Consider the following 15,270-nt stretch of genomic DNA (forward strand, 5'->3'; position numbering starts at 1 on the left):
GATTTTAACGGGACACTAATGAATACTTTTCGTGCCTAAGTTCAAAAAGAAATTCTTATTTTTGCAACGCAATCGGGAAAGAACGGATGATATGATTCTGAAATTTCCAGTGATTGATTTTGAAAAAGCGAGTGTTTTAAAATTGTATTATAAAACCTTTAAAATTTAAACAAAATGATTAAAGTAGGTATTAACGGTTTCGGTCGTATCGGCCGTTTCGTATTCCGCGCAGCTCAGAACAGAAACGATATCCAGATCGTAGGTATTAACGACTTGTGCCCAGTAGATTACTTGGCTTACATGTTGAAATATGATACTATGCACGGTCAGTTCAACGGAACTATCGAAGCAGATGTTGAAAACAGCAAATTGATCGTTAACGGTAAAGAAATCCGTGTAACAGCTTGCAAAGATCCTAAAGAATTGGCTTGGAACGAAGTAGGTGCTGAATACGTAGTAGAATCTACTGGTTTGTTCTTGACTAAAGAAAAAGCTCAGGCTCACTTGGAAGCTGGTGCTAAATATGTTGTAATGTCAGCTCCTTCTAAAGATGACACTCCAATGTTCGTTTGCGGTGTTAACGAAAAGACTTACGTTAAAGGTACTCAGTTCGTTTCTAACGCTTCTTGTACTACTAACTGCTTGGCTCCTATCGCTAAGGTTTTGAACGACAAATGGGGTATCACTGATGGTTTGATGACTACAGTTCACTCTACAACTGCTACTCAGAAAACTGTTGACGGTCCTTCTATGAAAGACTGGAGAGGTGGTCGTGCTGCTTCTGGTAACATCATCCCGTCTTCAACAGGTGCTGCTAAAGCTGTAGGTAAAGTTATTCCTGAATTGAACGGTAAATTGACTGGTATGTCTATGCGTGTTCCGACTTTGGACGTATCTGTAGTTGACTTGACTGTTAACTTGGCTAAACCAGCTACTTACGCTGAAATCTGCGCTGCTATGAAGGAAGCTTCTGAAGGCGAATTGAAGGGTATCCTGGGTTACACTGAAGATGCAGTTGTTTCTTCTGACTTCTTGGGTGACACTCACACTTCTATCTTCGATGCTAAAGCTGGTATCGCTTTGACTGATACTTTCGTTAAAGTTGTTTCTTGGTATGACAACGAAATCGGTTACTCTAACAAAGTATTGGATTTGATCGCTCACATGGCTTCTGTAAACTGCTAATCAGTTAATTAAAACCATATAGCGAAAGCCGCTCGGATTTCCGAGCGGCTTTTTTGTTGTATGCAAGTTTGTTTTCTTTCTTTGAATGTTAAGTGCTTAAATTCTCCTCTGAAAATGATGTCTTTGGGTGTTCTTGTATTATTATCGTAAAGGGATAGGATTGAGAAACTCATTTATTGATATTGTCAGCATAAGATAAGTTTGCTGATTTGTAGCATGTTTATTCTTAGGTTAGGAGATATCCCTTTTAAGAAGATCTTTGGAAAGGAAGAGGAGAGAGAAGAGAGAATATTGGGCATAAAAATATCCTGAATGCTTTTACAACAAGAGCATTCAGGATATTTTTATCTGGTATTTATTGATATGACAAACGAGTTGAATTTACTTTTGTACCGGATTTGTGTAAATGATACTCATCTTAATTCGTTGATTTTCATCGGATGAATTGTTTAGGTCTTCACCACCTACTAGCATAGCAGAATTTACATTCAGGTCGTTTTCTACTCCGATGATGTTACCTTGTGAGTCTGTTTCTGTTGTTACAGGTACAAGTAATAATTTGTTCCAGTCTTTATGCTCGTTTTTCCAATTATTCCATTCCGTCTCTCCCTTTTCAATTTCAGTTCTTATCTCACTGAATATATATGATATTAAGCGGTTTAGCTTTGAAAAAGAGTATGAGTTAGAGTTAGAATCATACGTTGCTAAGAATGTTGTTTTATTGTCATGTACCTTGTTGTTTTCGAAGAAATCTTTCATTTCGCTTTTTCTTACCATAAGCAAGGTTCCGGGGGTTCCCATTTTAAAAGGAGTATTGCTTTGATCTTTCAGTTTTTGAAATGAAACAGAAATCGAATTCAAGGTATCGTTTTTGTGTATTTTATACATTGAGTCTATTGGAAGAGTTACTTCTGTACAAAGACCGGCAGGTGTTTTAAGGTATGTACATTTGGTATCGTTTACCAGTTCTTTCATGCCTGAGTTTTGAAAACGGGTAGACATGAAAACTTCTTTGGTAGATGACATCGGAACGATTGTATGTACCAAGGTGTCTTTGTCTTCATCGGTTTTTGTCCAATATGCTATGGTCAGATGAAGGTAGATATCAGAGATATACAAAATAGAACCTTCGCCGCTAGTGGTATGTACATAAAATCCTTTTAGTACATTATTGATGAAAGACTCTGAATCCTTAAAATAGGGATGGATAGTCTTTCCGTTTACAGTTTCTGTATAATTGTATTTTTCAAGAAAGTCTTTACAGAAATCTTTTCCTAATCCAATAGAAACATTGGGGTAGTAGGTATCTTCATTTCTGATAGAATCAGGAATAGTACGGTCGTATGCTGAATAATCTTTTGTGGCTAGCGGAGCAGCATTTTTATCGTAATAATCTGTCGGTTCCATATTACTATAATATAATGCTTTATCCGTGCCGTCGTCTTTGATAACCTTGGTTAGCGGATCAACCTGCACACGAAGGTTTGCCAAAGAATCTCCAAAATAACTCGTGTAGTATAATCCCAGCGTTGCTTCTTTAATTTCTTCAATTCTATCTGGCAATATAAAATTCTCAGGACAGTTTATCTGAACTAGAAAATCAGAACTGAAAGTGCCATAATCCTGATCTGTAAATTTACCGAGATAAGCCGTACTAGAACGTGAATAAACAGAATCTAACAAATGAGATCTTGTTTCAATTGTATACGAATCGGCTTTAGCCGGAATCATGTCATTGTCGGCCACAAACTGACCGATTCCTGTCGTTTCGTCATCACAACTGTAGAGTGTGGCGGCAATTCCTAATGCTACCAAGAACTTGAGTTTCATTGTTTCAAATTAAGATGTTGTATATTAAGAGAGTTATTCGGCTTCTTCCCATACTTTATCGTACAATGCATTGCATGCATCAGCGTAAGTATCTTCGGGTTGATAGTCGACTACCGGAATATTAAGGCTACGTGCATAATCCATAATAGCCGGATTTACATTTTCACTGTTTTGGATAACTCCATCTGAGTATGTGATAGCCAGTTTGCATAATTCATCATGGTTTACTGGGTCTGCTATCATGTTAAGGTCGTCAGAAGTTATGTCTCTAAATAAAATCTGGTCTTTAAAGTTAGGAACCAAATTTGATTGGAATCCGTTGCCGTAAACCGAGAAAATTACTTTTGAATCTCTAAACGAGGGTTCGTCGTAATATGCTTTTTTTATGAATAGAGGTACAATAGCACTCATCCATCCGTGGCAATGTATGATATCCGGACACCAGCGAAGTTTTTTAACGGTTTCCAATACGCCTCGGGCATAAAAAATAGCACGTTCGCCATTATCTTCATATTCTTTACCCTCTTCGTCGGTTGTCATCAAACGGTGCTGGAAGTAATCATCGTTGTCAATAAAGTAAACCTGACGTCTTGCAGCTTGGATAGAAGCTACTTTAATGATCAATGGATGGTCTGTATCATCGATAATGATGTTCATTCCTGATAAACGGATTACTTCGTGTAATTGGTTGCGACGTTCGTTTACATTGCCCCATTTAGGCATGAATGTACGGATTTCACGACCTTTGTCCTGGATGGCTTGTGGTAGATTTTGACCGATTAGAGATAATTCACTTTCGGGTACGTAGGGAGTAATTTCTTGTGTAATGAATAATACTTTTTTCGCGCTCATGTTATTTTAATAGTTGCTCATAAACATTTTGCAAAGATATAAAAAAAATGGACGAGAAAGGCAAATACCTCTTGTTATTTATTCCTTATAGTTTGTTAATGTCTTGTAAAATAGAGTGTTGCAAATGAAACTATTTCATTTCGCAAGTAAATGCCCAATAAAAAACTTTACTCTTTTTTATCAATCTGTTTTATTATATGATAAAAATGTGGTTACTTTGCAGCCGATTTTAGAAAACTATAGGTTTAATAATCAAAGAAAATGAAGTTAATTCAAACTATTCAAGAACTTCGTACGGAGTTAGATGCGCTTCGTAAGGAGGGCAAGACTATCGGACTGGTTCCTACTATGGGAGCTTTGCATGCAGGTCACGCTTCGCTTGTAAAACGTGCTGTTGCTGAAAATGACGTTGTTGTAGTGAGCGATTTTGTGAATCCCACTCAGTTTAACGACAAGAATGATTTGTTAAAATATCCTCGTACTTTAGATGCTGATTGTAAATTACTGGAGGAGTGTGGAGCTTCGTTTGTATTTGCACCGTCAGTTGAAGAAATTTATCCGGAGCCGGATACTCGTCAGTTTAGTTATGCTCCACTTGATACAGTAATGGAAGGAAAGTTCCGTCCTGGTCATTTTAATGGAGTATGCCAGATTGTAAGTAAGCTTTTCCTGATTGTTGAGCCTACGCGTGCTTATTTTGGGGAAAAAGATTTTCAGCAGCTTGCTATTATTCGTGAAATGGTACGCAAATATCCTTTCAATTTGGAAATTGTAGGTTGTCCTATTGTTCGTGAAGCAGACGGGCTGGCTCTAAGCAGTCGCAATGCTCGTTTAAGCGATGAACAGCGTATTCAGGCTTTACAGATCTCAAAAACTTTGTTTGCGAGTGTAGAATATGCTCAGACACATACATTGGCTGAAACAAAAGCATTCGTGGAATCTGCTATTTCTACTGCAGAAGGATTAAGATTGGAATATTTTGAAATTGTAGATGGCAATTCATTGCAGACTGTATGCGATTGGAAAGATGGCAGTTATATCGTAGGGTGCATAACTGTTTTCTGTGGAGAAGTTCGTTTGATAGATAATATTAAATATAAGGAGTAACGGCTATGATGATAGAAGTGTTGAAATCAAAAATTCACTGTGTTACCGTAACCGAAGCTAATTTGAATTATATGGGAAGCATCACTATTGATGAAGACATCATGGATGCTGCCAATATGATTGCCGGGGAGAAGGTGCAGATTGTGGACAACAATAATGGTGAACGTTTTGAAACCTATATCATAAAAGGTGAACGTGGGTCAGGATGCATTTGTCTGAATGGAGCTGCTGCGCGTAAAGTACAAGTAGGAGATGTGGTGATTATTATGTCGTATGCTCTAATGGACTTTGAAGAGGCCAAAACCTTTAAGCCAACAGTGATATTCCCTGATACGGTAACAAACAAGATAGTATAAAAAATCCCGAAGTTGGTTTTTCTGACTTCGGGATTTTTCTTTTTATATAGTGGCATAAAAAAATGCCACTATATAATTACTATAATGATTTCTCTTTGATAGTACCAGTCCGGTAGGCAACAAGCAATTTCTTCAGATCATTTATCTGTATGCTTAATTCTCGCCCTTTATCGGTGTCTTTTACCATCATACGTTTACTGCTCATTTCCACGATTTGAGTTGTTGATTTAATATCAAGCCCTTCTTCTATCGCTTTTTGAGTGGAAGTAAATGGTTCGTGTTGTACTAGTTGGAAACCGCGTGAGTGATAAACAAGTGTATATCCCGCAATACCGGTTTCTGGCTGATATGCTTTAGAAAAACCTCCGTCGATAACCATCAGTTTTCCGTTGGCTTTAATCGGTTTTTCTCCTTTTACAGCTTTTACAGGTACATGGCCGTTGATGATGTGGCGATGTTCGCCTTCTACACCGAATTCATCCATAATTATATCGCATATATCTTCCCGATCTCGTAATGTATAATAGAAACCTTTTACTTCTTTATGCGTTTCTTTGTCAGTTAGGAAATAGCGTTCGAATGTGGCCATTTTACTTTTATCGAATGCTGGAGAATTTTTTCCACACCATAAATACCATACATAGTCAAGAGCAAAGGCCTTTTCTTCGTTGTCGTTTTCTGCAAAATAAGCTGTGCGTATTAATTCGCCTACTCGGCTCAATAATGCTTTGCCTTTATATTTCTTCCCTAGAATGTCTACTTCTTTCAGAGAGCCGTCTTCGTTGAGAGGCATGGAGGCATGAAACAGTAGGTTAGAGTTGCATACATTATACATACAGCCATAGCGGAACAGACACTTCATATGTTTACGAAGCTTCTCACTTCCGGTGAATGAATGATGTAATTTTTGTACTATATCTCTTTCTTCGTCGGTTAGCTTATAAGGATCTGCCGGATCGATAGTCGGGAACAAACCATCACGCAGGGCGTATTCTTGTCCATCTAATGTGATGACCTTACGTTCGAAATCTATATGGTGCAATAATAATCTGTCTTCCATTTCAAATTCCGGACGGCGGCGGATAATTTCTGCTTCCAGTTTAAACTGGATGATACTGATGGCCTTATGCATTTGGGCAATCAGACGGATGGTTTTATCATTGTATGGACTTACTGCCTTGTCTATTTTTGGGGTAAAGCATTTACATGGATCATCGGCATAAGTTTCCATGGCAAATGTGGCCAGAGGAAGCAAGTTGATACCGTAGCCATCTTCCAAAGCCGAAAGGTTTCCATAACGCATGGCAAGTCGTAATACGTTGGCTATACTACAGTCGTTTCCAGAAGCTGCTCCCATCCACAATATGTCATGATTACCCCATTGAATGTCAAAATTATGGTAGTTGCAGAGAGTATCCATGATGATGTGAGGACCAGGACCACGGTCGAATATATCTCCCAGAATATGTAAGGAGTCGATAGTTAGCTGTTGTATCAGATTACACATTGCAACAATGAAATCATCAGCTCGATGTGTGTCGATAATAGTACTGATAATAACATTGATATATGCTTGCTTATTGGGTTCCATACTGCTTTCATGCAGTAATTCTTGTATGATATATGAAAATTCTTCAGGCAATGCTTTACGTACTTTGGAACGTGTATACTTGGATGACACATTCTGGCAGATTTTTACCAGCTGATTTAACGTAATAACATACCAGTCTACAATATCGGTTTCGACATCTTTTACTAATTGTAGCTTTTGTTCCGGATAGTAAATCAGTGTACAGATTTCCTTCTTTTCAGATTCGCGTAATGTATTTCCGAATATTTCGTTGACTTTCCGTTTGATAGCTCCTGAAGCATTTCTTAAAACATGCTGGAATGCCTCATACTCTCCATGTAAATCGGCTAAAAAGTGTTCTGTACCTTTAGGCAAATTCATGATTGCCTCCAGATTTATTATTTCGGTACTGGCCGAAGCGATTGTAGGAAAGCTATGTGAAAGAAGTTCCAGGTAGCGGATATCTTTCTGTATCATTTCCAGTGTAATCTGTTTATAGATTTTCATGTTATTTATTTAGGTTAGAATGGTTAGTTATAAGAATATCATTAAAATAAGTTGTGCAATGATTACACGTATAAACATACCGAGAGGATAAACGGTTGCATAACTGATTGCCGGATTATCATTCGGGATTATATCGTTTGCATAATTCAGAGCCATTGGATTAGCCATACTTCCACATAGCATACCACAGGTGTTGCCAAAGTCCATTTTACAAAGACGAAGGGCTACCAGTGCCATAATGACTACAGGAATAAAAGTAATGAGAAAGCCTATGCCTATCCATAATGCTCCTTCGGGACGCATTACTGTATCAAAGAAATGGACTCCAGAGTCAAGTCCCAGGCAGGCCAGATAGAGTGACAGACCGATTCCTCTAAGCATCAGGCTGGCACTACGGGTAGTATATGTTACCAAATGTAGGCGAGGTCCGTATGAACCTATCACTATACCTGCAATAATCGGTCCTCCAGCAAGTCCTAATTTTACAGGAGAACTGATTCCCGGAATTGCAATAGGGATGGATCCTACAATCAATCCTAAAACAATACCAATGAAAATAGAAGCCAAGTTGGGGTCTTTTAAGGTTTTTACAGTATTACCCAATACTTTCTCTACATTTTTTATAGCAGCGGCTTCGCCGACAACAGTTAGACGGTCACCTAGCTGTAATACTAATTCGGGGGTAGCCAGTAGTTGAACTCCGCTACGTAATACACGGCTGATATTTATTCCATAGGTATTTCTCAGGCGTAGTGAACCAAGTTTTTTTCCGTTTATTTCCGGGCGGGAGATGACAATATGCTTTGAGATCAATTCACTGTCGATGGCATTCCAGTCAATGTCTTCTTTGTTCCAGTCTTTTTTTTCTTGCTCTCCGAACAGAATTGTCAGAGCCTGTACATCTTTCTCTGTTGTGATGACCAATAACCGGTCATGTTCTTTTAATATTTTCTCAGAAGTAGGGATAGATACTTGTCCGTTTCTCCACAAGCGTGATATGACAAATTTGATGGTGCTTATATGTACTAAATCTTGGATGCTTTTATTGTATATTGCTGGATTGTGCACTTGAAAAGTTGCAATATATGTATGATTGGGATCTTCGTGTTCATGCTGCTCCATATCAGCGGGCCGAACGAAAAGCTTCTTTACTACAATAATAGCCAGAATAACCCCAACGACACCTAACGGGTATGTTACAGCACAGCTCAGTGCAGCTCCACTTGTTGATTCTCCTAACTGTTTTAGTGTTTGTTGTGCAGCACCCAGAGCAGGAGTGTTGGTTGTAGCTCCACATAAAATACCTACCATATCGGGCATAGATATAGGAGTAATCGCTGTCAGTGCCACAGCCATAATCGTACCCAATAAAATAACCCCTAGTCCTAACATATTTAACTTATATCCGCCTTGTTGTAAAGAACTGAAAAAACCAGGACCGACTTGTAATCCTAGGGCATATACAAATAACACAAGTCCGAAGCTTTCAGCGTAGGTAAGCATCTGTGGGTCAATAGCAAATCCGAGATGTCCGGCTAATATACCCATGAAAAAAACAAATGTCAATCCTAAGGATATTCCACAAATGTGTAATTTCCCTAGTCCAAGGCCAGTAGATATAATGAGGGACAGTATGATTACTGCCTGTAAGGCTGTTTGTTCAAAAAATAAATCGTATAACCATTCCATGTTGTAAAGATACATAAAATAAAATTATTATCGCCACAAAGGACACAGAGTGACACTCTAAACAAGTAAAATTTGTCTTGTGTACAACTCTGTGCCCTTTGTGGCAAGAATAATTTGTTTATCGCACGAATAATAACTCGCGATACTTCGGCAATGTCCACATCTGGTCATCGACAATCAATTCAAGCTTGTCGATATGATAGCGGATCTGTTCCAGCATTGGAGCAATATTATCATGGTAGGCGATAGCTTTTTCTCTTTCGGTGGTGATACGGTTAGCTACTTTACGAGCTTCCACCATTGCATCTACATGGTCTTTGATAAATGCTGTATGTTCTGCTATTTCCTTGATTATTGCTAGATTTTCAGCTGATAATACGGCTGCTTCATCAGCTGGGAAAAGTGATTTCATCTTGTAGGCATTATCTATCAGTTTTGTCTGATATTCAATAGCAACAGGAACCACATGATTCATTACTAAGTCGCCTAGAACACGTGCTTCGATTTGTATCTTTTTAGTATACATTTCCCATTTCACTTCGTTACGTGCTGCCAGTTCTTTTCGATTCATGACTCCGGTAGATTCAAACATATGGATTGTTTCCGGTTTCAGATAATTATCGAAAATAAGTGGACAGCTGGTTTCGCAATCCAGTCCACGACGCAAGGCTTCTTCCTTCCATTCATCACTATAGCCATTTCCGTCGAAACGGATAGGTTTACATTCTTTGATGTACTGGCGGATTACTTGGATAATTGCCGAAACTTTAGGCTCACCTTTTTCGATCAATGCATCTACGTCTTTCTTGAATACTGTGAGCTGTTCTGCTACAGCAGCATTCAAAGCAATCATTGCACTGGCACAATTGGCTTCTGAACCTGGAGCACGGAATTCGAAACGGTTTCCTGTAAACGCAAAAGGTGAAGTACGATTACGGTCGGTATTATCAATCAGAAGTTCTGGTATTTGGGGAATATCCAGGCGCATACTTTGCTTGTCTCCCAAGGCTACTAACTCATTGTTTGTACTTTCTTCCAAATGGTCGAGAACTTTGCTTAGCTGAGTACCCAGGAAAGATGAAATAATTGCAGGAGGTGCTTCATGAGCTCCCAGACGATGAGCATTTGTTGCGCTCATGATAGAAGCTTTCAGTAGACCATTATGATGGTAAACTGCCATTAGCGTGTTGACAACGAAAGTGATAAAACGCAGGTTCTCTTCCGATGTCTTACCCGGAGCCATCAACAATGTTCCATTATCTGTTCCCAATGACCAGTTATTGTGTTTTCCTGAACCGTTTACACCTTTGAATGGCTTTTCATGAAGCAGCACACGGAAACCGTGATTACGTGCGATTTTACGCATCAGCGACATGATAAGCATGTTGTGGTCTACAGCCAGATTACATTCTTCATAAATAGGAGCTAATTCGAACTGGTTGGGAGCAACCTCATTGTGTCGTGTCTTGACAGGAATACCTAATTCCAAAGCCTGAATTTCCAGATCTTTCATAAATGCGGCAACACGGGGAGGTATTGCGCCAAAATAATGGTCTTCCAACTGTTGGTTCTTTGATGCTTCATGTCCCATAAGTGTACGTCCTGTCAGCAGTAAGTCCGGACGTGCGGCGTACAGACCTTCGTCAACAAGGAAATATTCCTGTTCCCATCCCAGATACGAAATAATCTTTTTTACGGAAGGATCGAAATAATGCATTACATCGAGTGCTGATTTTGTTACGGCCTGAATAGCTTTTAGTAATGGTGCTTTATAATCCAATGATTCTCCCGTATATGCTATAAATACGGTAGGTATACACAATGTATCATCTACGACAAAAACAGGTGAAGACGGATCCCATGCACTGTAACCACGTGCTTCAAAAGTATTTCTTACTCCACCGTTAGGGAAGGAAGAACCGTCTGCTTCTTGCTGAACAAGAAGTTTACCTGAAAACTCTTCCAGCATACCACCTTTACCGTCATGCTCAACAAAGGCATCATGCTTTTCTGCTGTACCCTCTGTTAATGGCTGAAACCAGTGAGTGTAGTGAGTTACACCTAATTCTACTGCCCATTTTTTCATTCCAGCAGCTACCTCATCTGCAATACTTCTGTCGAGTGCAGCTCCGTTGTCAATAACATCTATTAATTTGGCATATACTTTACTTGGCAGATATTTGAACATTTTTTCCCGGTTGAACACATATTTAGCGAAATATTCGCTTGGGCGCTCTGACGGGGGAGTAACTTCAATTGGTTTCTTGTGAAACGCTTTTTCTACAACTCTGAATCTTAATTTTGACATAATACCTAAAAATAATTTTTATGTTGTTTTTTCTTGTATATTATCTTTTTTTGGTTATAAACATCGACGGAGGCGATATATTGCTTCCTTGCAATCTTCTTTTTTGCCAAAACCGGTAAATCGCATATATCCTTCTCCGCTAGGTCCGAAGCCGATACCGGGAGTTCCTATAATATGTGCTTCGTATAATAGCTTGTCGAAAAACTTCCACGATGACATTCCGTTAGGTGCTTGTACCCAGAGATAGGGAGCATCTTCACCTCCTGCTACTCTTAGTCCGAGTTCGGTTAATGCTCGTTTCAGTATTTGTACATTGTCCATGTAGTATCGGATATTTGCTTTTACTTGCTCTTTACCTTCTGGAGTATAAATAGCTTCAGCCCCTCGCTGGGTAATATAGGATGTTCCATTAAATTTTACTTCCTGATGCCGCTTCCACATTGGATTGAGTGGGATGCGCTTGCCAGCCAATGTCGCTGCTGTTATTTCTTTGGGTATAACCATATATCCACACCGCACACCAGTAAACCCGGCTGTTTTCGAAAAGCTTCTACATTCTATGGCTACTTTTTTAGCTCCTTTTATTTCATAGATGGAATGTGGTATATCTGGATTCTGAATATATGCTTCGTAAGCTGCATCAAAAATGATCAGAGTATCATTTTGAAGAGCATAGTTTACCCATTTTTTAAGCTCATTTTTGCTAAGTACAGTTCCCGTAGGGTTATTGGGGTAACATAAATAAACGATATCAACGCGCTGGCTAGGGATTTGAGGAATAAAATTATTTTCCGGAAGGCAAGGCATGTATACTACATTGCTCCATTTACCATCATTTTGAAGTTCTCCAGCACGTCCACAGGAAACATTTGAATCGATGTAAACGGGATAGATGGGGTCTGTAACTCCGATACTATTATCATGACGAAGAATGTCACCGATACTACCGGTATCACTTTTGCTACCGTCACTGATAAATAGCTCATTAGGCTCCAAATGTATTCCCCTTGCAGCATAGTCGTTTTTAATAATTTCATTAATGAGAAAATGATAACCTTCTTCAGGACCATATCCGTGAAAAGTTGCTTCATGTCCCATTTCGTCTATAGCCTTGTGCATGGCTTCTATACAAGCTGGGGGAAGGGGAAGAGTGACATCTCCTGTTCCTAAACGAATGATATCAGCTTTAGGATGAGTTACCCTGAACAAATTTACTTTCTTCTCTATATCCGAAAAGAAGTAATTGTTCGGTAATTTCAGGAAATGTTCGTTTACTAACGCCATGATATGTATTAAAACAGTTCTAAATGTTTATCCCAATTTGGGGCAAAATTACGAAAATTATATGATCTACAAAACCGTCTATTTCCTTTTCTTTATTTCTTGTAAGAAATTTGTTTGCATTGTATCGTTATAGGTGATTTTTTCGTAATTTTGTATCACCAAATTCAAAAACTATAACTTGTAATTTATAAGATGAATCAAATGAAGCCGCTTACGAAGTCGCAACAGTTTTTTAGGGAAACTAGAGACTATTTGATGATTGCTTTAGGTATGCTAATGTATGGTGTGGGATGGACAGTGTTTTTGTTGCCTAATGACATCCCATCGGGTGCGGTTCCCGGTATTGCATCTATCGTGTTTTGGGCAACAGGTTTTCCGGTTCAGTACACATATTTGATTATTAATTTTTCATTATTGTTGCTGGCTTTGAAAATACTGGGACTTAAATTTTGTCTGAAGACAATTTGGGCGGTTGCCGTGTTAACTATATTGTTGGCTATAATACAAGATTTGATAAAGGGCAGCTTGATACATGATCAGCCTTTTATGGCATGTGTGTTAGGGGCTTCATTCTGCGGGGGAGGTATCGGAGTCGCTTTTTCTGCAAATGGAAGTACCGGTGGAACAGATATTATAGCTGCGATAGTCAATAAATATCGTGATATATCATTAGGACGTGTCATCCTTATGTGTGACATAATTATTATCTCTTCCAGCTATTTGGTTTTACATGATTGGGAACGGGTTGTATACGGATATGTAGTTTTGTTTGTTTCCAGTTTTGTTCTCGATCAGGTTGTGAATAGTGCTCGTCAGTCTGTACAGTTTTTTATAATTTCTTCTAAGTATGAGGAAATAGGAAAGCGTATTAATCTTGATCTCCATCGTGGTGTAACCTTTATTGATGGTGTAGGATGTTATACGCATAACAATGTGAAAATGATGTTTGTATTGGCAAAGAAAAGCGAATCGAATACTATTTTCCGTTTGATAAAAGATATAGATCCGGGAGCTTTTGTATCTCAAAGTGCAGTAATCGGAGTCTTTGGAGAAGGTTTTGATCGTATTAAGGTGAGATGATATAATATTAACAAAGGTAATATGGAGATTGTATGATGACAAGTGTTGAGGTTGTGCGGCAAATAGCCGCCGGAAAGCATGTTTTGCTGGAGCGGGAAAGTATTCATGCAATGGCAGGCATTCTGGTATGTAGGAAATATAAAAAAGGCGAAATTATTTTGAATGAAGGCGAGGTATGTGAATGCATGCGCTATATAGAAAAAGGAATGACTCGCCAGTTTTATTTTAAATATGATAAGGATGTGACTGAGCATATCGGATATGAGGGAGGAATGATAATATGTCTGGAAAGTTATCTGAAACAAAAGCCTACTCGTATAATGATTGAAGCTCTGGAACCAACAGTTTTGTGGGAAATAAAAAAAGATGATATAGAACGCTTGTCTATGGAACACTCAGATATCGGAGTGTTATATAGAAAGTTCTTTGAATATTCTTTGATTGACTCACAGATTAAAGCAGATACATTGCGTTTTGAACCAGCACACGAACGGTACAACAAGCTTCTTCAGTTGCATCCGGAGATATTAAAACGTGCACCGCTTGTTTATATCGCCTCTCTGCTTCAAATGACACCTGAAACATTGAGTAGAGTACGTTCTGCTAGCTTAAATGGATAAAATTTCTTTTTGAGAATATAAAATTACCGCTGTATAGTTCCCTTGGTGAATAGGGAGTTTATACAGCGGTAATTTTGTAACCATTCTATTTTCCGCCACGACAATTTTATCGGCTGTTTTTCAGCCGATAAAATAAAAATGTCCGCAAGAAAATAGTTTAGTTTTAACATTCCGATTTATAAAAACATGGCAGAAGGACCTTCTTGTCGCAGTCCTTACCATGAAGAATACATTCAAACAAGTGCTTCAGGTAATCCTGAGGGGCTATATCATTAAGCTTGCAGCTTTCTATCAGAGAAAAGATGAATGCCGAGTTTCCTGCTGCATCCTCACTGCCTATGTTCATACAGTTCTTGAGCAGCAGCTTTACAGGTTTCATCCTTTGCTCACAGAGGTTGTTCGATATTTCCGCAGAACCGTCCTTGAGGATATTTTTCAGGGATTTCCACTGGTTTATCGTATAGTTCACAGCCTTTCTCATCAGTTCGTTTGCCATGAGTTTGGTATCCTGCATCATCATGACCACCTTATGATGGATACGTTCAAGAATAGGTCTCGTAAGCTTAAGTCTTTTTTCCTTAATCTGCTCACCGCTGAGTTTCATTGTGCGGAACAAGTCTTCATTTCTGAACATATCACCGATAGGGTCTATTATATCCATCGCAGTTCTGTCTGATGGCAAGGCATCGACCCACAGCCTCCTGCAGTGTGTCCAGCATCCTATATGAAGCACCTTTGAGTCTTCTCCGTCGAACATCCTGTAAACCGTATATCCGTCTGTAGATACAGATCCCATAAAATGTTCAAGGAAGGTCTTTGCTACATCAGAGGCTCTGCTGCCGTTATTGTAATGATAGTAAACCAACTTGACATGTGGAATTC

12 protein-coding genes are annotated in these 15,270 nt (G+C 38.9%); 5 read left to right on the forward strand and 7 right to left on the reverse strand.

The window, feature by feature from the left end; genetic code table 11:
• Nucleotides 1-174 precede the first annotated feature (174 nt).
• Nucleotides 175-1,185 (forward strand): type I glyceraldehyde-3-phosphate dehydrogenase, encoded by a 1,011-nt coding sequence (gene gap, locus BACCOP_RS09170; RefSeq protein WP_007568559.1) that lies wholly within the window; start codon nucleotides 175-177, stop codon nucleotides 1,183-1,185.
• A 381-nt stretch (nucleotides 1,186-1,566) separates the two neighbouring features.
• Here the strand turns inward: gap and BACCOP_RS09175 are convergent, their stop codons facing one another.
• Both BACCOP_RS09175 and BACCOP_RS09180 read right to left on the reverse strand, forming a co-directional pair.
• On the reverse strand, nucleotides 1,567-3,015 hold the full coding sequence (locus tag BACCOP_RS09175; protein ID WP_007568560.1) for a DUF4270 domain-containing protein: 1,449 nt from the start codon (nucleotides 3,013-3,015) through the stop codon (nucleotides 1,567-1,569).
• 33 nt (nucleotides 3,016-3,048) lie between these two features.
• The gene (locus tag BACCOP_RS09180) at nucleotides 3,049-3,867 is read right to left on the reverse strand and encodes a glycogen/starch synthase (RefSeq protein WP_007568561.1); all 819 of its coding nucleotides are present in this window, start codon (nucleotides 3,865-3,867) and stop codon (nucleotides 3,049-3,051) included.
• A 261-nt stretch (nucleotides 3,868-4,128) separates the two neighbouring features.
• Between BACCOP_RS09180 and panC the strand changes: the two genes are divergently transcribed.
• The gene (gene panC / locus BACCOP_RS09185) at nucleotides 4,129-4,974 is read left to right on the forward strand and encodes a pantoate--beta-alanine ligase (RefSeq protein WP_007568562.1); all 846 of its coding nucleotides are present in this window, start codon (nucleotides 4,129-4,131) and stop codon (nucleotides 4,972-4,974) included.
• 5 nt (nucleotides 4,975-4,979) lie between these two features.
• Entirely contained in the window at nucleotides 4,980-5,330 is a 351-nt protein-coding gene (gene panD, locus BACCOP_RS09190) for an aspartate 1-decarboxylase (protein ID WP_007568563.1), read from the forward strand.
• Nucleotides 5,331-5,409: 79 nt separating this feature from the next.
• On the opposite strand, the gene BACCOP_RS09195 is transcribed toward panD, so the two are convergent.
• The 4 genes from BACCOP_RS09195 to BACCOP_RS09210 form a co-directional block, all read right to left on the reverse strand.
• Nucleotides 5,410-7,407: a fructose-1,6-bisphosphatase gene (locus tag BACCOP_RS09195; protein ID WP_007568564.1), complete on the reverse strand. Its 1,998-nt coding sequence runs from the start codon at nucleotides 7,405-7,407 to the stop codon at nucleotides 5,410-5,412.
• A gap of 27 nt (nucleotides 7,408-7,434) precedes the next feature.
• Nucleotides 7,435-9,096 (reverse strand): putative transporter, encoded by a 1,662-nt coding sequence (locus BACCOP_RS09200; protein WP_040311985.1) that lies wholly within the window; start codon nucleotides 9,094-9,096, stop codon nucleotides 7,435-7,437.
• 118 nt (nucleotides 9,097-9,214) lie between these two features.
• The gene (locus tag BACCOP_RS09205) at nucleotides 9,215-11,404 is read right to left on the reverse strand and encodes a glutamine synthetase III family protein (protein WP_007568566.1); all 2,190 of its coding nucleotides are present in this window, start codon (nucleotides 11,402-11,404) and stop codon (nucleotides 9,215-9,217) included.
• A gap of 54 nt (nucleotides 11,405-11,458) precedes the next feature.
• Complete coding sequence (locus BACCOP_RS09210) at nucleotides 11,459-12,688, reverse strand: LL-diaminopimelate aminotransferase (RefSeq protein WP_007568567.1); 1,230 nt, start codon at nucleotides 12,686-12,688, stop codon at nucleotides 11,459-11,461.
• Nucleotides 12,689-12,880: 192 nt separating this feature from the next.
• Here BACCOP_RS09210 and BACCOP_RS09215 point away from each other — a divergent pair, with 192 nt between their 5' ends.
• Both BACCOP_RS09215 and BACCOP_RS09220 read left to right on the forward strand, forming a co-directional pair.
• On the forward strand, nucleotides 12,881-13,768 hold the full coding sequence (locus BACCOP_RS09215; protein ID WP_007568568.1) for a YitT family protein: 888 nt from the start codon (nucleotides 12,881-12,883) through the stop codon (nucleotides 13,766-13,768).
• Between the two features lie 32 nt (nucleotides 13,769-13,800).
• Nucleotides 13,801-14,388: a Crp/Fnr family transcriptional regulator gene (locus tag BACCOP_RS09220; RefSeq protein ID WP_007568569.1), complete on the forward strand. Its 588-nt coding sequence runs from the start codon at nucleotides 13,801-13,803 to the stop codon at nucleotides 14,386-14,388.
• Nucleotides 14,389-14,551: 163 nt separating this feature from the next.
• Here BACCOP_RS09220 and BACCOP_RS09225 read toward each other — a convergent pair.
• Nucleotides 14,552-15,270 (reverse strand): IS66 family transposase (locus BACCOP_RS09225; RefSeq protein WP_007568572.1); only part of this gene is annotated, 719 nt, incomplete at its 5' end.

Origin of the sequence: Phocaeicola coprocola DSM 17136, assembly GCF_000154845.1 — a bacterium.
GTDB lineage: Bacteria > Bacteroidota > Bacteroidia > Bacteroidales > Bacteroidaceae > Phocaeicola > Phocaeicola coprocola.

What these genes read in the sequence shown, in the direction of transcription:
- gap (WP_007568559.1), top strand. Translation starts at nt 175, where the DNA reads ATGATTAAAGTAGGTATTAACGGTTTCGGTCGTATCGGCCGTTTCGTA.
- BACCOP_RS09175 (WP_007568560.1), bottom strand. Translation starts at nt 3,015, where the DNA reads ATGAAACTCAAGTTCTTGGTAGCATTAGGAATTGCCGCCACACTCTAC.
- BACCOP_RS09180 (WP_007568561.1), bottom strand. Translation starts at nt 3,867, where the DNA reads ATGAGCGCGAAAAAAGTATTATTCATTACACAAGAAATTACTCCCTAC.
- panC (WP_007568562.1), top strand. Translation starts at nt 4,129, where the DNA reads ATGAAGTTAATTCAAACTATTCAAGAACTTCGTACGGAGTTAGATGCG.
- panD (WP_007568563.1), top strand. Translation starts at nt 4,980, where the DNA reads ATGATGATAGAAGTGTTGAAATCAAAAATTCACTGTGTTACCGTAACC.
- BACCOP_RS09195 (WP_007568564.1), bottom strand. Translation starts at nt 7,407, where the DNA reads ATGAAAATCTATAAACAGATTACACTGGAAATGATACAGAAAGATATC.
- BACCOP_RS09200 (WP_040311985.1), bottom strand. Translation starts at nt 9,096, where the DNA reads ATGGAATGGTTATACGATTTATTTTTTGAACAAACAGCCTTACAGGCA.
- BACCOP_RS09205 (WP_007568566.1), bottom strand. Translation starts at nt 11,404, where the DNA reads ATGTCAAAATTAAGATTCAGAGTTGTAGAAAAAGCGTTTCACAAGAAA.
- BACCOP_RS09210 (WP_007568567.1), bottom strand. Translation starts at nt 12,688, where the DNA reads ATGGCGTTAGTAAACGAACATTTCCTGAAATTACCGAACAATTACTTC.
- BACCOP_RS09215 (WP_007568568.1), top strand. Translation starts at nt 12,881, where the DNA reads ATGAATCAAATGAAGCCGCTTACGAAGTCGCAACAGTTTTTTAGGGAA.
- BACCOP_RS09220 (WP_007568569.1), top strand. Translation starts at nt 13,801, where the DNA reads ATGATGACAAGTGTTGAGGTTGTGCGGCAAATAGCCGCCGGAAAGCAT.